Source organism: Microbacterium neungamense, assembly GCF_024971095.1.
Lineage (GTDB): Bacteria > Actinomycetota > Actinomycetes > Actinomycetales > Microbacteriaceae > Microbacterium > Microbacterium neungamense.
Genome location: NZ_CP069717.1, coordinates 1,308,512 through 1,330,495, shown reverse-complemented (window position 1 = coordinate 1,330,495; position 21,984 = coordinate 1,308,512). Strand labels below are relative to the sequence as shown.

Annotated in this window: 18 protein-coding genes, 4 tRNA genes and 1 pseudogene; 6 read left to right on the top strand and 17 right to left on the bottom strand. The window is 71.7% G+C overall.

What is annotated here, in order from left to right; translation table 11 throughout:
* The first annotated feature begins 118 nt into the window (after positions 1-118).
* Both JSY13_RS06375 and JSY13_RS06370 read left to right on the top strand, forming a co-directional pair.
* Positions 119-1,735 (top strand): DUF349 domain-containing protein, encoded by a 1,617-nt coding sequence (locus tag JSY13_RS06375; RefSeq protein ID WP_336297671.1) that lies wholly within the window; start codon positions 119-121, stop codon positions 1,733-1,735.
* Between the two features lie 77 nt (positions 1,736-1,812).
* The gene (locus JSY13_RS06370) at positions 1,813-2,376 is read left to right on the top strand and encodes a type IV toxin-antitoxin system AbiEi family antitoxin (protein WP_259605913.1); all 564 of its coding nucleotides are present in this window, start codon (positions 1,813-1,815) and stop codon (positions 2,374-2,376) included.
* Here the strand turns inward: JSY13_RS06370 and JSY13_RS06365 are convergent.
* The 10 genes from JSY13_RS06365 to pdxS form a co-directional block, all read right to left on the bottom strand.
* Positions 2,363-4,615: a RelA/SpoT family protein gene (locus JSY13_RS06365; protein ID WP_259605912.1), complete on the bottom strand. Its 2,253-nt coding sequence runs from the start codon at positions 4,613-4,615 to the stop codon at positions 2,363-2,365. The two genes, JSY13_RS06370 and JSY13_RS06365, sit on opposite strands and share 14 nt — an antisense overlap.
* Before the next feature lie 62 nt (positions 4,616-4,677).
* On the bottom strand, positions 4,678-5,664 hold the full coding sequence (secF, locus tag JSY13_RS06360; protein ID WP_259605911.1) for a protein translocase subunit SecF: 987 nt from the start codon (positions 5,662-5,664) through the stop codon (positions 4,678-4,680).
* Positions 5,664-7,388: a protein translocase subunit SecD gene (gene secD / locus JSY13_RS06355; protein WP_259605910.1), complete on the bottom strand. Its 1,725-nt coding sequence runs from the start codon at positions 7,386-7,388 to the stop codon at positions 5,664-5,666. Before secD ends, secF begins: the two co-directional genes overlap by 1 nt.
* Positions 7,389-7,419: 31 nt before the next feature.
* Positions 7,420-7,878, bottom strand: a complete 459-nt coding sequence (locus tag JSY13_RS06350) for a preprotein translocase subunit YajC (RefSeq protein WP_259605909.1) — start codon at positions 7,876-7,878, stop codon at positions 7,420-7,422.
* Positions 7,879-7,947: 69 nt separating this feature from the next.
* Entirely contained in the window at positions 7,948-8,976 is a 1,029-nt protein-coding gene (ruvB, locus tag JSY13_RS06345) for a Holliday junction branch migration DNA helicase RuvB (RefSeq protein ID WP_259605908.1), read from the bottom strand.
* Positions 8,969-9,577, bottom strand: coding sequence for a Holliday junction branch migration protein RuvA (gene ruvA, locus JSY13_RS06340; RefSeq protein WP_259605907.1), 609 nt, complete (start codon positions 9,575-9,577; stop codon positions 8,969-8,971). The genes ruvB and ruvA overlap by 8 nt, the downstream gene beginning before the upstream one ends.
* Positions 9,578-9,586: 9 nt before the next feature.
* A complete protein-coding gene (gene ruvC / locus JSY13_RS06335; protein WP_259605906.1) occupies positions 9,587-10,165 on the bottom strand; it encodes a crossover junction endodeoxyribonuclease RuvC in 579 nt (192 codons plus the stop codon).
* Between the two features lie 118 nt (positions 10,166-10,283).
* Complete coding sequence (locus JSY13_RS06330) at positions 10,284-11,045, bottom strand: YebC/PmpR family DNA-binding transcriptional regulator (RefSeq protein WP_259605905.1); 762 nt, start codon at positions 11,043-11,045, stop codon at positions 10,284-10,286.
* A 130-nt stretch (positions 11,046-11,175) separates the two neighbouring features.
* The gene (gene pdxT / locus JSY13_RS06325; protein WP_259605904.1) at positions 11,176-11,811 is read right to left on the bottom strand and encodes a pyridoxal 5'-phosphate synthase glutaminase subunit PdxT; all 636 of its coding nucleotides are present in this window, start codon (positions 11,809-11,811) and stop codon (positions 11,176-11,178) included.
* Positions 11,801-12,709: a pyridoxal 5'-phosphate synthase lyase subunit PdxS gene (pdxS, locus tag JSY13_RS06320; RefSeq protein ID WP_259605903.1), complete on the bottom strand. Its 909-nt coding sequence runs from the start codon at positions 12,707-12,709 to the stop codon at positions 11,801-11,803. The genes pdxT and pdxS overlap by 11 nt, the downstream gene beginning before the upstream one ends.
* A 79-nt stretch (positions 12,710-12,788) precedes the next feature.
* On the opposite strand from pdxS, the gene JSY13_RS06315 reads away from it, so the two are divergent.
* On the top strand, positions 12,789-14,096 hold the full coding sequence (locus JSY13_RS06315) for an aminotransferase class I/II-fold pyridoxal phosphate-dependent enzyme (RefSeq protein ID WP_259605902.1): 1,308 nt from the start codon (positions 12,789-12,791) through the stop codon (positions 14,094-14,096).
* An 86-nt stretch (positions 14,097-14,182) separates the two neighbouring features.
* Positions 14,183-15,035 (top strand): annotated as a pseudogene (pdxY, locus tag JSY13_RS06310) (pyridoxal kinase PdxY).
* A gap of 47 nt (positions 15,036-15,082) precedes the next feature.
* Here pdxY and JSY13_RS06305 read toward each other — a convergent pair.
* From JSY13_RS06305 to JSY13_RS06295, 3 genes are all read right to left on the bottom strand, one after another.
* The gene (locus tag JSY13_RS06305; RefSeq protein WP_259605901.1) at positions 15,083-15,610 is read right to left on the bottom strand and encodes an HIT family protein; all 528 of its coding nucleotides are present in this window, start codon (positions 15,608-15,610) and stop codon (positions 15,083-15,085) included.
* On the bottom strand, positions 15,607-17,538 hold the full coding sequence (gene thrS / locus JSY13_RS06300) for a threonine--tRNA ligase (protein ID WP_259608145.1): 1,932 nt from the start codon (positions 17,536-17,538) through the stop codon (positions 15,607-15,609). Before thrS ends, JSY13_RS06305 begins: the two co-directional genes overlap by 4 nt.
* A gap of 67 nt (positions 17,539-17,605) precedes the next feature.
* Positions 17,606-17,944 carry a DUF6098 family protein gene (locus tag JSY13_RS06295; RefSeq protein WP_259608144.1) on the bottom strand — a complete coding sequence of 113 codons (339 nt, stop codon included), beginning with the start codon at positions 17,942-17,944 and terminating at the stop codon, positions 17,606-17,608.
* Positions 17,945-18,107: 163 nt separating this feature from the next.
* Between JSY13_RS06295 and JSY13_RS06290 the strand changes: the two genes are divergently transcribed.
* A complete protein-coding gene (locus tag JSY13_RS06290) occupies positions 18,108-20,642 on the top strand; it encodes a M20/M25/M40 family metallo-hydrolase (protein WP_259605900.1) in 2,535 nt (844 codons plus the stop codon).
* Between the two features lie 45 nt (positions 20,643-20,687).
* Here the strand turns inward: JSY13_RS06290 and JSY13_RS06285 are convergent.
* The 3 genes from JSY13_RS06285 to JSY13_RS06275 all read right to left on the bottom strand — a co-directional run bounded on the left by JSY13_RS06285 (position 20,688) and on the right by JSY13_RS06275 (position 20,985).
* A tRNA-Val gene (locus JSY13_RS06285) sits at positions 20,688-20,762 on the bottom strand.
* Between the two features lie 23 nt (positions 20,763-20,785).
* Positions 20,786-20,856, bottom strand: a tRNA-Cys gene (locus JSY13_RS06280).
* Positions 20,857-20,912: 56 nt separating this feature from the next.
* A tRNA-Gly gene (locus JSY13_RS06275) sits at positions 20,913-20,985 on the bottom strand.
* Positions 20,986-21,179: 194 nt separating this feature from the next.
* Here JSY13_RS06275 and JSY13_RS06270 point away from each other — a divergent pair.
* Positions 21,180-21,252: transfer RNA gene (locus JSY13_RS06270), tRNA-Val, on the top strand.
* Here JSY13_RS06270 and JSY13_RS06265 read toward each other — a convergent pair.
* Positions 21,229-21,888: an MBL fold metallo-hydrolase gene (locus JSY13_RS06265; RefSeq protein ID WP_336297670.1), complete on the bottom strand. Its 660-nt coding sequence runs from the start codon at positions 21,886-21,888 to the stop codon at positions 21,229-21,231. The two genes, JSY13_RS06270 and JSY13_RS06265, sit on opposite strands and share 24 nt — an antisense overlap.
* Between the last annotated feature and the right edge of the window lie 96 nt (positions 21,889-21,984).

The following is a 21,984-nucleotide window of genomic DNA, read 5'->3' as shown; positions in this document are numbered from 1 at the left end:
AACCGATAACGACGGTGTGAGCGTGCGCCCTCCGGACACGCGACCGGCGCGGATGCGTCGTACTAGGCTGAACTCCGTCCTTACCCCCTCCGCGGCATCCCCGCGCAAGGAGCACACCGTGTCTGCCACTGAGCCGTCCACCCCCGAGTCCGCCACCCCCGAGTCCGCCACCCCCGCGCCGACGAACGCCGAGGTTCCGAGCACCGAGGTCCCGAGCACCGACGCTCCGAGCACCGACGCTGCCGCCGCTCAGGAGCCGAGCGCCGACGCCGCATCGTCGGAGCCGGCGCTCGCCGACCCGGCGAAGGACGACGCGGACCCGGCGAAGGACGACGCGGACCCGGCGAAGGACGACGCGGACGACGCGAAGGCGAAGCCGGCGCCTCCGGTTCCGGGACCGCCGGTGCCCGCTCCTCCGCGTGTTCCCGCTCCTCCCCGCGTCCCGATGCCGCGCAAGGCGGCAGCCCCGGTCGTCCCTCCCGCGGCCGCGGTCGCCCCGACGAACGCCGACGTCGAGAAGTGGGGCCGCGTCGCCGAGGACGGCACGGTCGAGGTGCGCGACGGCGACGACTGGCGGCCGGTCGGCCAGTACCCGGACGGCACCCCCGAGGAGGCGCTCGCCTACTTCGGGCGCAAGTACGACGACCTCGCGCTCAAGCTCGGCACCCTTGAGACCCGCGCGCAGGGCGGCGGCGCCTCGGCATCCGACCTGTCCAAGCAAGCCACCCACCTGCTCGGCGAGATCAACGGCGCAGCCGCCGTGGGCGACCTGGCCGGGTTGCGCACCCGCACCGAGGCGCTGATCTCCTCGCTGGCCGAGGCCACCGCACAGGAGGCCCAGGCTGCGAAGGAGGCGCTCGACGCCGCGATCGCCGAGCGGACCGCGATCGCCGAGAAGGCGGAGGAGATCGCCGCCCGCGATCTGGCCAAGGTGCAGTGGAAGCAGGTCACCGCCGAGATGGCGGCGCTGTTCGAGCAGTGGCAGGCCCACCAGCAGAACGGTCCGCGGCTGCCCAAGGGCGTCGCGCAGCAGCTGTGGAAGCGCTTCCGCGACGCGCGCGCCACCGTCGACAAGGCGCGGCGTGCGTTCTTCTCCGAGCTGGACGAGACGCACAAGGCCGCCCGCGACGCGAAGACCCGGCTCGTCGAGAAGGCCGAGGCCCTGGCGCCGCGCGGTGTGGACGCCATCCCGGCCTACCGTGCGCTCCTGGACGAGTGGAAGGCCGCCGGTCGCGCGGGGCGCAAGGTCGACGACGCGCTGTGGGCCCGGTTCAAGGCCGCCGGCGACGCCCTCTACGCCGCGCGCGCCGAGCAGGCCGCCGCCGAGGAGGCGGACTCCGCCCCGAAGATCGCGGCCCGCGAGGCGCTGCTCGAGGAGGCCAAGGCCGTCGGCGAGGAGAAGAACCTGAAGCGCGCCCGCGCGCTGCTCACCCGCATCCAGCGCCAGTGGGACGAGGTCGGGCGGATCTTCCCGCGCGAGAAGGAGCGCGCCCTCGACGACCGCCTCCGCGTCATCGAGCAGGAGCTGAAAGCGCGTGAGGACGTCGACTGGAAGCGCAACAACCCCGAGACCAAGGCGCGCGCGAACGACATGAGCGCCCAGCTGATCGAGGCCATCGAGAAGCTCGAGGCGGAGCTCGCCGCGGCCGAGAAGGCCGGCGACGCCAAGGCGATCAAGGAGGCGACCGAGGCGCTGGCCGCCCGTCGCGCCTGGCTCAGCGCCCTCGGCGGCTGAGCGCCGTGCCGGCCGGCGTTATCCACAGTGTGGGCCGTGCCCTCCCCTGGCGGGAGCGCACGGCCCACACTGTGTGCATGCACCCTGCGCTGTTCTACCGCCCCGGCATCCGGCTGACCCTGCCCGAGCTCACCGCAGCCCGGCTGGACGGGCACGTGGTCGAGGTCGGCGAGGGCTACATGCCGGCCGACACCGTGGAGGGGCCGGATGCCCGAGCCACCGGCATCGCGGAGCTGGTGCCGCCGCGGACCGCGGCCTGCGGGCCCAGCGCCGCGTGGGTGCACGGCGCCGGCGACCGGCCGCCGGCCGTGCACCACGTGCGCCGCACCAGCGCCGTGCGGCTGCGCACGCCGCCGTCGGGGCGCGTCGTGCACCACGACGTGCTGCTGCCGCCGGAGGACGTCACGACGATCGGCGGCATCGCCGTCGCCACCCTCGACGCCTGCGCTCTGGAACTCGCCCTGGCCGCGCCGCGGCATCCGGAGCACGTGCCGTGGCTGCGCGCCGTGCTCGCCCTCTCCCCCGGCGTCGCGGAGACGGTGCGCGCCCGCATCGCGGCGCACCGCAAGCATCCGGGCCGCCGCGCCGCCCTGACCCTGCTGGACGAGGTCACCGCCGGCGCCGGGATCAGGACGTGGTGACCCGGTAGACGTCGTATACGGCGTCGATGCGCCGCACCGCGTTCAGCACCCGGTCCAGGTGCACCGCGTCGCCCATCTCGAACACGAATCGGCTGAGGGCGAGGCGCTCCTCGGTGGTCGAGACGGTGGCCGAGAGGATGTTCACGTGGTGCTCGCTGAGCACGCGCGTCACATCGGAGAGCAGGCCGGCGCGGTCGAGTGCCTCCACCTGGATCTGAACCCGGAACACGCTCTTCGTGGTCGGCGCCCACTCCACCTCGACGAAGCGGTCGGTCTGCTCGCCGAGGGCCTTCACGTTCACGCAGTCCGCGCGGTGCACGGACACGCCGCTGCCGCGGGTGACGAAGCCGACGATGGGATCGCCGGGCACCGGGGTGCAGCAGCGGGCGAGCTTGACGAGGATGTCCGAGGCGCCGCGCACGAGCACCCCGGAGTCGCCGCCGCGCGGCTCGCGCGCGGGCATCCGCCCTGGCAGCTGGATGGCGCCGGTGCTGGTGTCCTCCGACGCGGAGACGAGGGCGGTCACCTTCTCGAGCACGGACTGCGTCGACACGTGCCCCTCGCCGACCGCGGCGTACAGCGCGGAGACGTCCTCGTACTTCAGCTGATGCGCGACCTCGGCGAAGGACTCCTGGCTCATCAGGCGCTGCAGAGGCAGGTTCTGCCGGCGCATCGCCCGGGCGATGGCCTCCTTGCCCTGTTCGATGGCCTCTTCGCGCCGCTCCTTCGTGAACCAGCCGCGGATCTTGTTCCGCGCCCTGGTGCTCTTCACGAAGCTCAGCCAGTCCTGGCTGGGTCCGGCATCCGGGTTCTTGGAGGTGAACACCTCCACGACGTCGCCGCTGCGCAGCTCCGACTCCAACGGCACCAGACGGCCGTTGACCTTGGCCCCCATGGTGCGGTGGCCGATCTCGGTGTGCACCGCGTACGCGAAGTCCACCGGTGTGGCGCCGGCGGGCAGCCCGATCACCCGGCCCTTCGGCGTGAAGACGTAGACCTCCTTGGCGCCGATCTCGAAGCGTAGCGAGTCCAGGAACTCGCTCGGGTCGGCGGTCTCCGCCTGCCAGTCCGAGATGTGCGCCAGCCAGGCCATGTCCGTGTCGGTGGCCCGCGCCTCCACCTTGCCGCCGTTCACCCGCTCCTTGTACATCCAGTGCGCGGCGACGCCGAACTCCGCCTGCTGGTGCATCTCGTGCGTGCGGATTTGGATCTCCACGGTGCGACCGCCGGGGCCGATCACCGTGGTGTGCAGCGACTGGTACAGGTTGAACTTCGGGGTGGCGATGTAATCCTTGAACCGGCCCGGCAGCGGCGTCCACCGCGCGTGGATCGCCCCCAGCACGGCGTAGCAGTCGCGCACGGAGTTCACCAGCACGCGGATGCCGATGAGGTCGTAGATGTCGTCGAACTCGCGGCCGCGGACGACCATCTTCTGGTACACCGAGTACAGCTGTTTGGGGCGGCCGACCACCTTGCCGCGGATGCGGAGCTCACGCAGGTCGTCGTCGATCGCCTCGATCACCTGCTGCAGGTACTTCTCGCGCTGCGGGGTGCGCTGCGCGATGAGGCTGTTGATCTCGGCGTAGATCTTCGGATGCAGCACCGCGAAGGACAGGTCCTCCAGCTCCGACTTGATCGTCTGGATGCCGAGGCGATGCGCCAGCGGGGCGTAGATCTCCAGCGTCTCCTTGGCCTTCTTCGCCGCCTTCTCCGGCGGCACGAAGCCCCAGGTGCGGGCGTTGTGCAGCCGGTCGGCGAGCTTGATCAGGAGCACGCGGATGTCCTTCGACATCGCCACGATCATCTTGCGGACCGTCTCGGCCTGGGCGCTCTCGCCGTACTTCACCTTGTCGAGCTTGGTGACGCCGTCGACCAGCATCGCCACCTCGTCGCCGAACTCGGCGGTCAGCTCGGCGAGGGCGTAGCCGGTGTCCTCCACGGTGTCGTGCAGCAGGGCCGCGGCGATCGCGCGCGGCCCCAGCCCGAGCTCGGCGAGGATCTGCGCCACGGCGAGCGGATGCGTGATGTACGGCTCACCGCTCTGGCGGAACTGGCCGGAGTGCTTCTCCTTCGCCACCGCGTAGGCGCGCTCGATGATCGGCAGGTCGCCGCGGGGGTGGTTGGCCCGGACGGTGCGGATCAGGTTGTCGAGGTCGTTGACGCGCGGGGCGCGCGAGAAGATGCGCGGCACCAGCCGGCGCAGGCTCGAACCCTGCGACGTCGTCTGCGAATCCGCCATGCCGTTCACCTCCCCGGATCAGAACATCCTACGCGGGGCCCGGGCGCGGATCCCCGCTCCCATCAGACGCGGGCGGCCGGACGCCGCGCCTCGAGGACCTTCGCGTCCCGCTCCGCGATGGCGGGCTCCCTCTCCCGCAGCAGCGAGTACAGCGGCGCAGCGACGAACAGCGTGGAGTAGGTGGCCACGATGATGCCGACGAAGATCGACAGCGAGATGTCGGTGAGCGTCTCCGCGCCCAGCCAGAACGCGCCGATGAACAGGATCGCGCCGACCGGCAGCGCGGCCACGACCGAGGTGTTGATCGAGCGGATCAGGGTCTGGTTCACCGCGAGGTTCACCGACTCGCCGAAGGTGCGGCTGCTCTGCTCGCCGTCCTCGGTGGTGTTCTCGCGGATCTTGTCGAACACGACGGTGGTGTCGTACAGCGAATAGGCGAGGATCGTCAGGAAGCCGATCACCGCGGCGGGCGAGATCTCGAAGCCGGCCAGCGCGTAGACGCCGATCGTGATCACGAGCACGTCCAGCAGGCCGATGATGGCTGCCGCCGACATCTTCCAGGTGCGGAAGTAGATCGCCAGGATCAGGAAGGTGAGGGCGAGGAAGATCGCCAGGCCCCACAGCGACTGGCGCGTGACGTTCTCACCCCACGCCGGGCCGATGAACGAGTTCGCCACCTCGTCGGCGGGGACGTCGTACGCCTCGGCGAGGGCCGCGGCGACCTGCTGCGTCTCCTCCGGGCTCATCTGATCGGTCTGCACCCGCACGTCGCGGCCGCCGACGATGACCACCTTGGTGGTCGCCTCGGGGACGATCGAGCGCACGGCATCCGTCGCGCGGCCCTGGTCCGTGCTCTCCGGCGCCTGCACGGTGAACTGCGAGCCGCCGGTGAACTCGATCGAGAACTGGATGGGGCGGATCAGCGGCACCAGGGCGGAGCCGACCACGAGCAGGATCGCGATGAGGAACCACAGCCGCCGCTTCGCGACGAACGGGAAGGACACCTTCCCGGAGTAGAGCTTGTTGCCGAACTCGTTCATGGAGAACATCAGGCGTCCCGGTCCTTTCCGGCATCCGCGCCCTGTGCGGCGAGAGCCTCGGCGCGCTTGCGCTCGGCGATGGTCTGGCGCCGGTCGGCCTCCGCGCGGGAGGCCTTGTTGCGGGCCGCGCGCCCGGCCGGGCCGGTGGCGACGGCGCGGTACTGCGAGCGGCCCCGGTACACGGCGCCGAGCGACTCCGGGTCGAGACCGGAGAGGCGGTGCCCGCCGCCGAAGAAACGGGTGCGCACCAGCAGCTGCATCACCGGATGCGTGAAGATCACGAAGATGAACACGTCGATGAGCGTGGTCAGGCCCAGCGTGAACGCGAAGCCCTTCACGGTGGCGTCGGCGAGGATGTACAGCACGACCGCGGCCAGCACGTTGATCGACTTCGAGATGTAGATGGTGCGCTTCGCGCGCCCCCAGCCGTCCTCGACGGCGGCGGTGACCGACTTGCCGTCGCGCAGCTCGTCGCGGATGCGCTCGAAGTAGACGATGAACGAGTCGGCGGTGAAGCCGATCGACACGATCAGACCCGCGACGCCGGCGAGCGACAAGCGGAAGCCCATCCGCCAGGCGAGGATGCAGACGATGATGTAGGTCAGCACCCCCATCACCGCGATGGACGCGATGATCACCCAGCCGAGGGCGCGGTAGCTGAGCAGCGAGTAGACGGCGACGAGGGCGAGGCCGATGAGGCCGGCGATCAGGCCGATCTGCAGCTGCTGCGACCCGAGCGTCGCCGAGATGGTGTCGGAGCTCTCCACGGTGAAGCTCAGCGGCAGTGCGCCGTAGCGCAGCTGGTCGGCGAGGACCGTGGCCGACTCCTGGGTGAACGACCCGGAGATGCTCGGGCGGCCGTTCATGATCGCCGCCTCCATGCGCGGGGCGGAGATGACGGTGCCGTCCAGCACGAAGGCGAACTGGTCGCGCGGGGTGAGGCCGGCGATCCGGTTCTGGTTCAGGCGGACGCTGATGTCGCCGAAGACCTCGGTGCCCTTCTCGTCGAGCGTGAGCTGCACGGTCCACGCGCCCGAGGTGGGGTCGCGGCCGGCGACGGCGTCGTCGATGACGGAGCCGTCCAGCTCGGCCGGGCCGAGGAGGTACTTGACCTGGCCGGTGGGGTCGCAGGCCACCAGCGGCTGGTCCTTCGGGGCCTCGGCGGGGTCGCGCTCGGCGGAGCAGTCGTGGGAGAGGAACTCGGCCTGCACGCGCTCGGTCGCCCACGCCGGGTCGCTGGCGTCGGTGGGCTCGGGCGTGGGGACCGCGTTCATGGTGTCGGCCGGCGTGGGGTACGGCGTGGCGTTGCCGTCCTCGCCGACGAACTCGGTGGCGGCGTCGGTGGCCGCGAGCACGGCGCGGAACTCCAGCTGCGCGGATGCCTGGATCCGCGCCCGGGTCTCGTCGTCCACCGCGCCGGGCACCTGGACGACGATGTTGCGTCCGCCCTCGGTGGTGATGTCGGACTCGCCGACGCCGGAGGCGTCGACGCGCTGGCGGATGATCGCGGCGGCCTGGTCCAGCTGCTCCTGGCTGGGGTCGGCCCCGTCCTCGGTCTGGGCGCCCAGGATGATCTGGGTGCCGCCCTGCAGGTCGAGGGCCAGCTCGGGCGTCCACGAGCTCTTGCCGAACACGTGCACGCCCAGCGCGTTCACGCCGAACAGCGCCGCTGTGACCAGGAGCAGGCCGAGGAGGACCCGCCAGGCATGGCGGACCGGAGAGGATGTTGCCACGAAGTCCCGCTTTCCGAGGATCAGATCCGCGTCAGATGTCGCCGTCGCGCTCCAGCCGGGCGCGGGTCTCCTCCGGCGTCTCCGGTCGCGACGGCGCGGCGTCGGCCGGTCGCGCCTCGTCCTCGATCACCGGGGCGGCGGCACCGGCCTCGGCGGTGACAGTCGCGTCCGCGTCGTCCGCGAGGGTCGCGTCCGCGGCGGTCGTGCCCGCGACGGCATCCGTCGGCTCGACGATGCGCAGGATCGCCTGGCTGTGCACGTCGATCACGACGCCGGGGGCGATCTCGATGCGGGCCGGCTTGTCCAGGTCGACCGCGTCGTACTCGACGATGGTGCCGTACAGGCCGCCCTGCAGGAGGACGCGCGCGCCGGGGACGGACTTGGCCGCCTTCTCCTCCTGCTCGGCCTTCATCTGCTTCTGCCGCTTGCGGGTGTTGACGAACATGAACACGAGCATCACGGCGAGCAGGCCGAAGAGGATGATTTCCATGAGGATGGAGCCTTTCGAAGGGCGACCGCCGTGCGCGGCGGTGCGGAGGGGGCGGGAAGCCTTCAGCGATTATAGGTCATCGAACAATGCCGCCCCCTCGGCGCGTGGCACGCCGAGATGCGCGTACGCCTCGGGCATGGCGATGCGTCCGCGGGGGGTGCGACCGAGGAATCCGATCCGCACCAGGTACGGCTCCACGACGCTCTCCACCGTCTCGGCCTCCTCGCCCACGGCGACCGCCAGGGTGCTCAGCCCGACCGGCCCGCCGCGGAAGCGGTGGACCAGGGCGTCGAGCACGGCGCGGTCGAGGCGGTCGAGGCCGATCGCGTCGACGTCATAGAGCTCGAGGGCCGCGCGGACGTCGGCGAGGGTCGCCGAGGCGCCCTGACCGTGCACGAGCGCGTAGTCGCGCACCCGCCGCAGCAGCCGGTTGGCGATGCGCGGAGTGCCGCGGGAGCGCCGCGCGATCTCGGCGAGGGCGTCGGTGGGCAGCGACACGCCCAGCACGGTGGCGGAGCGGGCGATCACGCGCTCCAGCTCGTCCTCGCCGTAGTACTCCAGATGACCGGTGAAGCCGAAACGGTCGCGCAGCGGATTGGGCAGCAGGCCCGAGCGCGTGGTGGCGCCGACGAGCGTGAACGGTGCGAGGTCGAGCGGGATGCTGGTGGCGCCGGCGCCCTTCCCGACCATGATGTCGATGCGGAAGTCCTCCATCGCCAGGTACAGCATCTCCTCCGCGGAGCGGGCCATGCGGTGGATCTCGTCGATGAACAGCACCTCGCCGGGGGTGAGGCTGGACAGCAGGGCCGCCAGGTCGCCGGCGTGCTGGATGGCCGGACCGCTGGACAGGCGCAGCGGGCGCCGGCTCTCGTGCGCGACGATCATCGCCAGCGTGGTCTTGCCCAGGCCCGGAGGGCCGGCGAGCAAAATGTGGTCGGCCGGGCGCTCCTGGATGCGGGCGGCCTCGAGCAGCAGCTGCAGCTGGCCGCGCACCTTCGGCTGCCCGACGAACTCGCCCAGGCTCGAGGGCCGCAGCGCGCCCTCGATCGCCAGCTCGGTCTCGTCCAGCGGCTCGGCCGCGTCGCGCGCCTCAGACACGCTGCGCCCCCGGCCCCAGCGCCGCCAGGGTGCGGCGCAGCAGTGCGGACACGGACTCGCGTTCGGCATCCGTCGCGTCCTGCGCGGTCTGCGCGGCGGCCTCGGCGGCGACCTTCTCCGACCAGCCCAGCCCGACGAGGGCGGCGGCGACCTGCTCGGTGACCGAGGAGACGGCGGCCGGTGCCGGAGCGGAGGCGACGCGGGGCCGCACCTTGCCCGCGAGCTGGACGACGATCAGCTTGGCGGTCTTCGGGCCGATGCCGGAGACCCGCCGGAACGGCGCGTCGTCCTCGCCGCCCACCGCCTCGGCGATCTGGTCGACGGTGAGGTGCGAGAGCACCCCCAGCGCCGACTTGGGGCCGACGCCGGTGACGCTGAGCAGCTGCCCGAAGATCTCCAGCTCGTCGCGGTCGGCGAACCCGTACAGCGTCAGGGCGTCCTCGCGCACGATCAGGCTGGTGTGCAGCTGCAGCTGCTCCCCCACGATCGCGGTGTGTGCGACGTCGCCGGGGACGAACACGGCGAACCCGACACCGCCGGTCTCGACGATGACGTGGTCGGAGGCGGTGTGCAGCACCGTGCCGCGCAGGGAGGAGATCATGGGTATAGCCTAACGAGCAGGTCGTACATACGTTCGAGCGACACGCTCCGCTTCGGCCCAGGCCCGCTGCGCGGGGGTGAGCGCGCCGGAGCCGGGAGCGGACGCGGAGCCCTGCCGCCACGCGTGGCACAGCGCGATCGCGAGGGCGTCGGCGGCGTCCGCGGGCTGCGGCGCGGCGTCCAGGCGCAGGATCCGCGCGATCATCGACTGCACCTGGCGCTTGTCGGCCGAGCCGTAGCCGGTGACGGCGGCCTTCACCTCGCTCGGGGTGTGGGTCTGCGCGGGCAGCCCGGCCTCGGCGGCGACGAGCAGGGCGACGCCGGATGCCTGGGCGGTGCCCATCACGGTCTGCACGTTGTGCTGGGCGAACACCCGCTCGACTGCGACGGCCTGCGGGCGGTGCTCCTCGATCACGGCTCGGATGCCGGCCGCGACGCGGGCCAGACGCACCGAGATGTCGGCATCCGCCGGCGTGCGCACCACCCCGACGTGCACCAGCGTCACGCGGCGCGACCGGTCGACGTCGACGATGCCGACGCCGCAGCGGGTGAGGCCCGGGTCGATGCCGAGAACGCGCAGGGAGGTCACTCCCCCAGGCTATGCGCGCCCGCCGGCGTCACGTCGAGGACGCGCGGGCAGCGTCACAGCAGCGCGCGATTCGCGATGCCACCGGTCGTCGAGCGAGCGATCGAAGCGACCAGACGCGTCACTCGTCGTCGGTCTCGAGTTCCGCCTGCACCTCGGGAGACAAGTCGAAGTTGCTGTAGACGTTCTGCACGTCGTCGCTGTCCTCGAGGGCGTCGATGAGCCGGAACACCTTGCGGGCGGTGTCGGCGTCGATCTCCACCTTCAGGTTCGGCACGAACTCGACGTCGGCGGACTCGTAGTCGAGGCCCGCCTCCTGCAGCGCCTTGCGCACCTCGACCATGTTCGACGGGTCGGTGATGACCTCGAACCCCTGGGCGTGCGGCTCGATCTCCTCCGCGCCCGCCTCGAGCGCGGCCATCATCACGTCGTCCTCGGTGGTGCCCTCGCCGGAGACGACGATGACGCCCTTGCGGCTGAAGTTGTAGGCCACCGAGCCCGGGTCGGCGAGCGTGCCGCCGTTGCGGCTGAGCGCGGTGCGCACCTCGGCGGCGGCGCGGTTCTTGTTGTCGGTGAGCACCTCGATCATCAGGGCGACGCCGGAGGGGCCGTACCCCTCGTACGTGATGTTCTGGTACTCGACGGCCTCGCCGCCGATGCCGGCGCCGCGCTTGATCGCGCGGTCGATGTTGTCGTTGGGGACCGAGGTCTTCTTCGCCTTCTGGACGGCGTCGTAGAGCGTCGGGTTGCCGGCCAGGTCGGGCCCGCCGAGCTTCGCGGCGACCTCGATGTTCTTGATGAGCTTGGCGAACGACTTCGCGCGGCGCGCGTCGATGACGGCCTTCTTGTGCTTGGTCGTCGCCCACTTGGAGTGCCCGGACATATCTCTCCGCTCGTGTGTTCCGCCCCCGTTCGGAAAGAGGGCGTCGTCCATTCTATGCGTCCGCGACGGCGCCTCGTCCGGCGGCCGCGGGGCCCGCTCGGGCGGTCGACGCCGCCGGCGACCGCGGAGCTCAGCGCCCTGCGCGCGTGAGCGCCGCGGGGACGGGGCCGGTCCGGCGCGCGTGGACGTGATCCAGGAAGCGGCGGTGGAACCGGGTCTCCCCGGAGATCTCCGGATGGAAGCTCAGCCCGATCAGGCCGCCCTGCTCGACCGCGACGACCCGCCCGTCCTCGAGCGCGCCGAGCGGGGTGGCGGCGGGTCCGACGGATTCCACGACCGGGCCGCGGATGAACGCCGCGTGCACCGGCGCCGGGCCGAGCGCCGGCACGTCCAGCTCGGCCTCGAACGATTCGGTCTGCCGTCCGAAGGCGTTGCGGCGCACGACGACGTCGAGCCCGCCGAAGGTCTGCTGCCCCTCGATGGCGTCCCGCACCGTGTCGGCGAGCATGATCAAGCCCGCGCACGTGCCGAGCACCGGCATCCCGTCGCGGATCGCGTCGCGGATGGGCTGCTGCAGGCCGAAGATGCGGGAGAGCTTGTCGATCACGGTCGACTCGCCGCCGGGGATGACCAGCCCGGACACGCCGGCGAGCTCCTGCGGCCGGCGCACCGCCACGACGTCGGCGCCGAGCCCGGCGAGCAGGGCGGCGTGCTCGCGCACGTCGCCCTGCAGCGCGAGGACGCCGACCCGGGGGTTACCAGCCACGCTCGGCGAGCCGGTGCGGCGCCGGCAGGTCGGAGACGTTGATGCCGACCATCGCCTCGCCCAGCCCTCGCGACACGTCGGCGATCACCTTCGGGTCGTCGTAGAACGTGGTCGCCTTCACGATGGCGGCGGCCCGCGCGACGGGGTCGCCGGACTTGAAGATGCCCGAGCCCACGAACACGCCGTCCGCGCCCAGCTGCATCATCATCGCGGCATCCGCGGGCGTAGCCACGCCGCCGGCGACGAACAGCACGACGGGCAGCTTGCCGGTCTCGGCGACCTCGGCGACCAGGTCGTACGGCGCCTGCAGCTCCTTGGCGGCGACGTACAGCTCATCCTTGGCCAGCGACTGCAGGGCGGCGATCTCACCGCGGATCTTGCGGATGTGCTTCATCGCCTCCGAGACGTCGCCGGTGCCGGCCTCGCCCTTGGAGCGGATCATCGCCGCACCCTCGGTGATGCGGCGCAGGGCCTCGCCGAGGTTGGTCGCCCCGCACACGAAGGGGACGGTGAACTGCCACTTGTCGATGTGGTTGACGTAGTCCGCCGGGGAGAGCACCTCGGACTCGTCGATGTAGTCCACGCCCAGCTCCTGCAGCACCTGCGCCTCGACGAAGTGCCCGATGCGCGCCTTCGCCATCACCGGGATCGAGACGGCGTCGATGATGCCGTCGATCATGTCCGGGTCGCTCATCCGCGAGACGCCGCCCTGTGCGCGGATGTCCGCGGGGACCCGCTCGAGCGCCATGACGGCGACGGCGCCGGCATCCTCGGCGATCTTCGCCTGATCGGGGGTGACGACGTCCATGATGACGCCGCCCTTGAGCATCTCGGCCAGGCCGCGCTTGACGCGCTGCGAGCCGGTGGTCGGGGTGCTGAGCTCTTCCAGGGTGGTCATGGTCACTCCTTGTGACAAAGTCGGGTTTGGCCTATGTCAAACCATAGCACCGGCCCGGATGCCCCGTAGACTCGTGACGATGGACGACGTGATCACCGGGACGACCGCCGCCGAGATCGCCGACAGCGTGCGGTCGCTGCGGGAACGCGGGATGCTGCGCCCTGGCGACGCCCTGCCGCCCGTGCGCGAGCTGGCGGCGCGGCTGGGCGTGAACCGGAACACGGCGGTCTCCGCCTACCGGCAGCTGGCTCAGGCCGGTCTCGTCGTCTCCCGCGGCCGCGCCGGCACCGTGGTCGCCGGCGCCGAGACGTTCGCCCAGGAGGGCGTCGCGCACGACACCGTGCTGCAGGACGTCGGCTCCGGCAACCCCGACCCCCGGCTCATCCCGGACCCGACACCGGCGCTCGGCCGCATCGTGGGGCGGCCCGTGCTCTACGGCGAGCCGGTGATCGACGCCGGTCTCGAGGCCTGGGCCGAGGAGTGGGCGCGCGCCGACCTCGGCCGCGACGATCTGCGGATCAGCGTCACCAGCGGCGCCGTGGACGCCGTGGAGCGGCTGCTCGCGCAGGCGCTTCTGCGCGACGACGCCGTCGCCCTGGAGGACCCCTGCTTCCTCGCCAGCATCCACACCGTGCGCCTCGGCGGCTATCGCGCCGTCCCGGTGCCCGTGGACGACGAGGGCATGACCGTGGACGGGCTGCGCGCCGCTCTCGACGCCGGCGTGCGGGCCGTGATCTGCACGCCCCGGGCGCAGAACCCGACCGGCGTCAGCCTCTCCCCCGCCCGCGCGGCGGCGCTGCGGGAAGTGCTCGCCGCGCATCCGTACGTGCTGGTGATCGAGGACGACCACTTCTCGCTGCTGTCGCAGCATCCCTACGCGACGCTGATCGGGCCCGGGCACCGGCGCTACGCGCTGGTGCGCTCGGTGTCGAAGTTCCTCGGGCCGGACATGTGCCTGGCCATCGCGGCCACCGATCCGACCACCGCCGAGCGGCTGGCGATGCGGCTCAGCCCCGGAACGACGTGGGTCAGCCATCTGCTGCAGCGGCTCGCGCACGCGCAGCTCACCGACCCGCAGGTGCGGCAGCGGATCGACGCCGCCGGCCGGCACTACGCCGACCGCAACGCCGCGTTCGCGGCGGGACTGGCAGCGCGCGGCATCCGCACCTCCTCCGCCGACGGCCTCAGCCTGTGGGTCGAGCTCGATGTGCCGGCCCGCCGGGCCGCGGAGGCGCTGATGCGGCGCGGCTGGCTCGCGCGCACCGGCGACGAGTTCCGGCTGGACGACGCCGGGCCGGCATCCCGCCACCTGCGGCTGACCGTGCACGATCTCGACGACGAGGCGGCCGAGCGGCTGCTCGACGACCTCGCCGCCGCAGCCCGATGAGCGCGGCGCGCTGACGGATGCGCCGCCGGGCACATCGCCCGGGTCGGCTGCCGGGGGTGCGCCGGGCGGAATGAGAGGATGGCGGGATGAAGATCCTCTCGATCCAGTCCGCCGTCGCCTACGGCCATGTGGGCAACTCCGCGGCCGTGTTCCCGCTGCAGCGCATCGGCGTGGAGGTGCTGCCGGTCTACACGGTCAACTTCTCCAACCACACCGGGTACGGCGCGTGGCGCGGTCCGCTGATCGACCCGGCGGATGTGCGCGAGGTCATCACCGGCGTCGAGGAGCGCGGGGTCCTGCCGCAGATCGACGCCGTGCTCAGCGGCTATCAGGGCGGCGAGGGCATCGCGGATGTGATCATCGACGCCGTGTCGCGGGTGAAGGCCGCGAACCCGGATGCCGTGTACGCGTGCGACCCGGTGATGGGCAACGCCAAGTCCGGATGCTTCGTCGCCCCCGGCGATCCCCGACCTGCTGCGCGACCGCGTGGTGCCGGTGGCCGACATCATCACGCCGAACCAGTTCGAGCTCGGCTACCTCACCGGCACCGAGCCCGCCGATCTGGAATCGACGCTCGCCTCGGTGGACGCCGCGCGGGCGATGGGGCCCTCGACCGTGCTGGTGACCAGCGTGGAGCGCCCGGATCGCGAGGAGGGCACCATCGAGATGCTCGCCGTGGACGACAAGGGCGCGTGGCTGGTGTCCACGCCGCACCTGCCGATGAAGGCGAACGGCTCCGGCGATGTCACCGCGGCGCTGTTCACCGCGCACTACGTCGGCACGGGCGATGCCAGGACGGCGCTCGAGCGCACCGTGTCGAGCGTGTTCGACCTGCTGCAGACGACGCTGGACTCCGGTGAGCGCGAGCTGCAGCTGATCGAGTCGCAGGAGTTCTACGCGAACCCGCGCCTCCAGTTCACCGCCCGCCGGGTCCGCTGACCCCGCGGTCCGCAGAACGGCACAAACAGAGCCAGGCGGCGAGGCGTTCAGCGGGGCCAGGCGTGGGCGACGGCCTCACGGACCTCGCCGAGCAGCTGCGGCAGCGCCTTCGTCTTGGCGATGATCGGGAAGAAGTTCGCATCCGACGACCACCGCGGCACGATGTGCTGGTGCAGGTGCGCGTCCACGCCGGCACCGGCCACGGCGCCCTGGTTCATGCCCAGGTTGAAGCCGTCGCAGCGCGACACCTCCCGCAGCACCCGCATCCCGGTCTGGGTGAGCGCGCCGATCTCGGCGACCTCCTCCGGGCTGGCCTGGTCGTACGTGGCGATGTGCCGGTACGGGCACACCAGCAGATGACCGGAGTTGTACGGGAACAGGTTCAGCAGCACGAACGCGGTCTCGCCGCGCGCGACGATGAGCCGCTCGGGGTCCGGATGCTTCGGCGCCTCGCAGAACGGGCACTCCTCACGCAGCGGCTCCCGCCCCGCCTGGATGTACGCCATCCGGTGCGGGGTCCACAGCCGCTGGAACTCGTCCGGCACGCCGGCGAGTTGCGCGCCGTCCTCCGTCACGCCAGATCCTCCGCTGTGCGCACGAGCGTGTGGCTCTCCACCGCCCGGCGGATGCGCGCGATCGCCTCGTCCAGCGGCACGCCGTTCTCCTGAGAGCCGTCGCGGAACCGGAACGACACCGTGCCCGCGGCACGGTCCTGCTCCCCCGCGATGAGGATCAGCGGCACCTTCGCGGTGGTGTGGTTGCGGATCTTCTTCTGCATCCGGTCGTCGGAATGGTCCACCTCGGCGCGGATGCCGGCGGCGCGCAGCCGCCCCACGACGTCGTCCAGGTACGGCGCGTACTCCTCAGCCACCGGCACGCCGACCACCTGGGCGGGCGCCAGCCAGAGCGGGAAGTCGCCGGCGTAGTGCTCGAGCAGGATCGCGAAGAACCGCTCGATCGAGCCGAACAGCGCGCGGTGGATCATCACCGGCCGGTGGTTCAGCCCGTCCGGGCCGGTGTACTCGAGCTCGAAGCGCTCCGGCTGGTTGAAGTCCAGCTGGATCGTGGACATCTGCCAGGTGCGGCCGATCGCGTCGCGCGCCTGCACCGAGATCTTCGGCCCGTAGAACGCCGCCCCGCCCGGATCCGGCACGAGCTCGAGCCCGGATGCCAGGGCCACCCGCCGCAGCGTCTCGGTGGCGACCTCCCACTGCTCGTCGGAGCCGAGGAACTTGTCCTTGCTGTCGTCCTTCGTGGACAGCTCGAGGTAGAAGTCGTCCAGGCCGTAGTCGCGGAGCACCTTCAGCACGAACTCGAGGTTGCGGGTGAGCTCGGCCTCCACCTGGTCCTGGGCGACGTAGATGTGCGCGTCGTCCTGGGTGAGGCCGCGCACGCGCGTCAGCCCGGACAGGGTGCCGCTCTTCTCGTAGCGGTACACCGTGCCGAACTCCGCCAGCCGCAGCGGCAGTTCGCGGTAGCTGCGGCCGCGCGAGCGGTAGATGAGGTTGTGGAACGGGCAGTTCATCGGCTTCAGGTAATAGTCCTGGCCCTGCCGGGTGACGTTGCCCTCCTCGTCGACGATCGCGTCGAGGTGCATGGGCGGGTACATGCCGTCCGCATAGGTTTGCATGTGCCCGCTGGTGACGAACAGGTCGCCCTTGGTGATGTGCGGGCTGTTCACCATCTCGTAGCCGTGGGCGAGCAGCTGCTCGCGCATGTACCGCTCGATCTCGTACCGGACGATCCCGCCGCGGGGGTGGAAGACGGCCAGCCCCGGGCCGACCTCGTCCGGGAAGGAGAACAGGTCCATCTCGGCGCCCAGGCGCCGGTGGTCGCGCTTGGCGGCCTCCTCGAGCCGCTGCTGGTGGGCCCGCAGCTCGTCCTTGCTCGGCCACGCGGTGCCGTAGATGCGCTGCAGCTGCGGATTCTTCTCGCTGCCGCGCCAGTACGCGGCCGCGACGCGGGTGAGGTCCCAGCCGTTGCCGATCATGCGCGTGTTCGGCAGGTGCGGGCCGCGGCAGAGGTCCTTCCAGACCACCTCGCCGTCGCGGGTGACGTTGTCGTAGATCGTCAGCTCGCCCTCGCCGACCTCCACGGATGCCCCGTCGGCGGCGTTCCCCGCGCCCGGGCCCTTCAGGCCGATCAGCTCGAGCTTGAACGGCTCGTCGGCGAGCTCGGCGCGCGCCTCTTCGTCGGTGACGACGCGGCGCACGAAGCGCTGACCCTCGCGGATGATGCGCTGCATCTCCTTCGAGATGGCCTTCAGATCCTCCGGGGTGAACGGGGTGTCCACGCCGAAGTCGTAGTAGAAGCCGTCGGTGATGGGCGGGCCGATGCCCAGATTCGCCTGGGGCTTGATGCGCTGCACGGCCTGCGCGAGCACGTGCGCCGTGGAGTGGCGGAGGATGCTCAGCCCCTCCTCGCTGTCGATGGTGACCGGTTCGACGTCGTCCGTCTCGGTCACCGTGGCCGCCAAGTCCTTCAGGACGCCGCCGACGCGCATCGCGACGACCGAGCGATCGGGGAACAGGGCGAAGCCGTCGCGCTTCTCGGCGGTCGGCTGGGCGTTCTCAGGCACAGAAGGTCTCCATCCAGGTCGCTTCTAGGCTACCGCCACGCCGCGACCCGGATGAGCGGCCGGAGGGCCTGCTCAGCCGGTGGAGTCCCGCCCCACGTGGAACCGCTCGTGGTAGACGCGCTCCGCCTCCTCCAGCAGTTTCCGGCGCGAGCTGGGCGACCGGCCGCACGTCGTCGAGCAGCGGCTCGCAGTCGGGGCCCCGGCCCACGATCCGCCCGGTGAGCACCCACGCGATGCGGTCGTCGCCCCACCCCTTCGAATAACGGACGGCGAGACCCCGATGAGCTCGCACAAGGCTTTCGAGATCATCGAGGTCTCGCACCAGCGGCATCCCCTCGGCCCGGGATGCCGGGTCCGAGGTCATACGCTCGTGTTGCGTCCCGAGATCGCGCGGATCAGCCAGGCGATCACCGCGATGGCCAGGAGGACGAGCCCGACCCAGAGCAGGAACTGCAGGGACTGCACGAGACCGCCGGTGATGGCCAGGATGATGGGTGCGCATCCCGTCGGTGGCGGCGGATCCCGCACGCCGGGCCGACATGGCGCGATCCGCGCACTGGCTGGCCTCTGCGATGCGCGCCGCGGGCCTGGAGGCGCGGATCCTGCCGACCGGGGACGCGTGGGCCGTCCTCGGCGAGGGCGCCCGCGATCCGGCGGCGCCCACCGTGCTCGTCTACAGCCATCACGATGTGCGTCACGCCAAGCCCGAGCAGTGGCACCAGACCGATCCATTCACGGCCGCGCGACGGGACGGGCGGCTCTACGGGCGCGGCGCCTCCGACGCCAAGGGGCAGGTGCTCGCCCACCTCTGGGCGCTGCGTGCGCACCGCGCCGCATCCCCGCACCCCGTCAACGTCGTGTTCCTCGTCGAAGGCGAGGAGGAGATGGGCTCGCCTCACCTGGCCCAGCTCATCGCGGAGCACGCCGATGATCTCGCCTGCGACCTCGTCGTGTTCTCCGACACGTTGCAATGGCGCGACGACGCCCCCGCGCCGGTGACGTCCATCCGCGGCATCCTGACCGCCACCGTGACGGTCGTCGGGCCGGAGCGCGACGTCCACAGCAGGGTGGCCTCCGGCGTCACCCTCAACCCCGCGTTCGCACTCGCGCGCCTGCTCAGCCGGATCCACGACGATGAAGGACGCATCGCCCTTCCCGGGTTCTACGACGACGTCGAGCCGCTCAGCGCGGAGCGCCGGCGCGAACTCGCGGCACTCCCGTACGACGCGGATGCCTGGACGGAGCGCACCGGCACCCGGCAGATCACTGGGGAGCGCGGCTTCACGCCGTTGGAGCGGCTCTGGGCGCGACTCACCGTCGAGGTGCTGTCCCTGCTGTCGGGAGACCCTGGCGACTTCGATCGCTCGGTGATCCCGGCGCGGGCGACCCTCAGCATCCGCACCGTTCCCCGGCAGCGGATCCAGCGGGTGGCCGACCAGCTGCGCAGGTTCGTCGCCGACGCCGTGCCGGACGACGCGGCTTACGAGCTGAGCGTCGACGAGGCGATCGCGCAGGAGCCGCTCGTCTCTCCCTCAGGGCCGGTCCTGGACGCCCTCGAGCGCGCTCTCGCCGCCGGCTTCGGCACGGCACCGCGGGGGCGGATGGGCAATGCCGGCGGCGGACCGGCCGAGCTGCTGTCCACGCGTCTGCACGTGCCGGTGTACTTCCTCGGCACAGGACCGCCCGAGGGCGGCTGGCACGGCGCCGACGAAAGCGTCGACATCGACACGCTGCTGGCCGGCGCGCGCACCATCGCCCACTTCTGGGACGAACTGTCCGTCCTGGGCCGGGACGCCATCCGAGAGAGCGACAGGATCATGGCTGAGACCCCGACGGGAGTGCCGCCGCTCGTGCGCGAGGCGGCCCTCCGCTTCGTCCGCGACGGCTATCTGTTCGGCATCCGCGGCTATCGGGATGCCGGGGCCGACGCGTTCCGCACGCGCCTGCTCGGGCGCAACGTCGTCGTCGCCCGCGGCGCCGAGGCCGTGCACGTGTTCGGCAGCGGCTTCCAGCGCACCGGCGCCGTCCCGCGCTCGGCCTCGCATCTGCTGCAGGACGAAGGCAGCGTGCAGTCGCTGGAGGGCCCTCGGCACGACGCGCGCAAGGAGCTGATGGTCGAGATCGCCCTGCACGGGCGGGCGCCGCTGGTGGACCTGTTCCACGAGGAGTGGGAGGCCGCGGCAGAGCGCCGGCGCGGCTCACGGGTGTCGCTGCTCGACCTCGGCACGGATGCCCTGGCCCGGGCCGCGCTGCGCTGGGTCGGCCTGCCGTCGGCGGCGGGCGACGCGACCCTCGCCGGCGACCTGCGGGTGATGGTGGACCGGGCCGCGAGCGTGGGTCCGGTGAACTGGGCCGCCCGCGTGCGGCGCCGCCGGGCCGAGGCGTGGGCGCGGCGGATGGTGGAGGATGCGCGGGCCTGGGGCGACGAGGAGACCGCGGTGGGGCGCGTGTCGCACTTCCGAGAGGACGGGCGGATGCTGCCGGCGCCGATCGCCGCGGTCGAGCTGCTGAACCTGGTCCGCCCGGTGGTCGCGGTGGCCCGGTTCATCGCCTTCGCCGGTCACGCGCTGCAGCGCCGGCCGGAATGGGCGCGCCGCATCCGCAACGACGAGATCCTCACCGGCTGGATGGCCGAGGAGATCCGCCGCTTCTACCCGTTCTTCCCGATGATCGGCGGTGTCTCGACCCGGCCGTTCCACCTCTGCGGCGAGCGCTTCCCGGCCGGCCGGTGGATGCTGCTCGATCTGTACGGCACGGATCACGACCCGCGCATCTGGGGCGAGCCGGAGCGGTTCGACCCGGCGCGTTTCGAGAAGGCGCCGGACCACGCCGTGGTCGCGCAGGGCGTCGGCGACATGCTGACCTCGCACCACTGCCCCGGCGAGCGGGCGACGACCGACCTCGTCGCCGCGGCGCTGGAGGAGCTGTCGGATCGCGGCTGGTACACCGTTCCCGACCAGGATCTGCGGATCAGCCTGCGCCGCATCCCGGCACAGCCGCAGGACGGCATGCTCATCGACATCCGCTGAGGGCCCCGGAGACGACGAAACCCCCGGCGAACCGGGGGTTTCCGGTGGTGCGCGATACTGGGATCGAACCAGTGACCTCTTCCGTGTCAGGGAAGCGCGCTACCGCTGCGCCAATCGCGCCCGTGGGCTATTCAGTTGTGCCGAGGTGGCGACGGGATTCGAACCCGTGTAAACGGCTTTGCAGGCCGGTGCCTAGCCTCTCGGCCACGCCACCGCGAGGTGGATTCGAACCCACATGCCGAAACCCCCCGAAGGGGGCTCCTGCACTCGAGCGGATGACGAGACTCGAACTCGCGACCCTCACCTTGGCAAGGTGATGCGCTACCAACTGCGCTACATCCGCATTTCGTTCCCGGTGTCCCGGGCACTTCCAATACATTAGCCGAGGATCCGCGCATCGCCAAACCGTGACCGGCCCTCGGGCGTGTCTGCGTCGCGCCTCCCCGCCACGCCCGGGACGGCGGCCCGTGTCATGCACGGGCCGCCGATCGGGTATGCTCTTTACCTGTGCCCCCGCGGCACGCGACAACTCCACACGGGCGATTGGCGCAGTTGGTAGCGCGCTTCCTTCACACGGAAGAGGTCATCAGTTCGAGTCTGGTATCGCCCACCGCATCGGAACCCCGGGATCTCCCGGGGTTTCCTCGTCTCCGGCTCGCTCAGCGGATGCCCGCGCGGCGCGCCGCCGTGATCGCTGACGCCACGCCGTCGCGCCAGGGCACCCCGTGGCCGGGTAGCAGCACCGCGGCATCCGCCTCCCGGAACACGTCGAGGGCGTCCAGTGCCTGCGCGCTGTCGGCGGTGGCCGCGCGCGCGACCAGCCGCGCGGCGCCGCCTCCACGCCCCGCACCATCAGGGCGCCGGCGGCCGCCATCGCGGCGAGCACGGGGACCGCGCGCGGGTACCGGATCGGGTACGCGCTCCGCGGCCGCTCGTGCCCGTAGCGGTACGGATGCCGGAGCATCTCGGCGTCCCGCGGATGCACCAGCAGCGGCGTGCCGGACTCGTCCACGAGCCGCCGCGCCATGCCGACGTGGTCGAAATGGCCGTGCGTGAACAGCACCGCGTCGATGTCGCTGCGCCGCGCCCCGAGGTGATCCAGTACGACGTCCAGCACACGCCCCGTCCGTGGCAGGCCGGCGTCGACGAGCGTCATGCCGTCGGGGGTGACCACCAGGTAGCAGTTCACCTCGGCGAGGCCGAGCCGGTGCACTCCCGGCGCGACCTCGTACCATCCGGCCGACATCCTGCCCACGTCAGCAAGGATGATCGCGCTCGTCCCCGCGCGCAGGAGGGTTGTGCGCGCCTGTGCCGGGTGCTAACGGTTCCGGGGCGGCCGCCG

Coding starts and splice junctions, on each gene's coding strand:
- JSY13_RS06370 (WP_259605913.1), top strand. CDS start 1,813: ATGCACCCTGCGCTGTTCTACCGCCCCGGCATCCGGCTGACCCTGCCC.
- JSY13_RS06365 (WP_259605912.1), bottom strand. CDS start 4,615: ATGGCGGATTCGCAGACGACGTCGCAGGGTTCGAGCCTGCGCCGGCTG.
- secF (WP_259605911.1), bottom strand. CDS start 5,664: ATGTTCTCCATGAACGAGTTCGGCAACAAGCTCTACTCCGGGAAGGTG.
- JSY13_RS06350 (WP_259605909.1), bottom strand. CDS start 7,878: ATGGAAATCATCCTCTTCGGCCTGCTCGCCGTGATGCTCGTGTTCATG.
- ruvA (WP_259605907.1), bottom strand. CDS start 9,577: ATGATCTCCTCCCTGCGCGGCACGGTGCTGCACACCGCCTCCGACCAC.
- JSY13_RS06330 (WP_259605905.1), bottom strand. CDS start 11,045: ATGTCCGGGCACTCCAAGTGGGCGACGACCAAGCACAAGAAGGCCGTC.
- pdxS (WP_259605903.1), bottom strand. CDS start 12,709: ATGACCACCCTGGAAGAGCTCAGCACCCCGACCACCGGCTCGCAGCGC.
- JSY13_RS06315 (WP_259605902.1), top strand. CDS start 12,789: ATGGACGACGTGATCACCGGGACGACCGCCGCCGAGATCGCCGACAGC.
- thrS (WP_259608145.1), bottom strand. CDS start 17,538: ATGCGCGTCGGCGGCGTCCTGAAGGACTTGGCGGCCACGGTGACCGAG.
- JSY13_RS06295 (WP_259608144.1), bottom strand. CDS start 17,944: ATGCCGCTGGTGCGAGACCTCGATGATCTCGAAAGCCTTGTGCGAGCT.
- JSY13_RS06265 (WP_336297670.1), bottom strand. CDS start 21,888: ATGTCGGCCGGATGGTACGAGGTCGCGCCGGGAGTGCACCGGCTCGGC.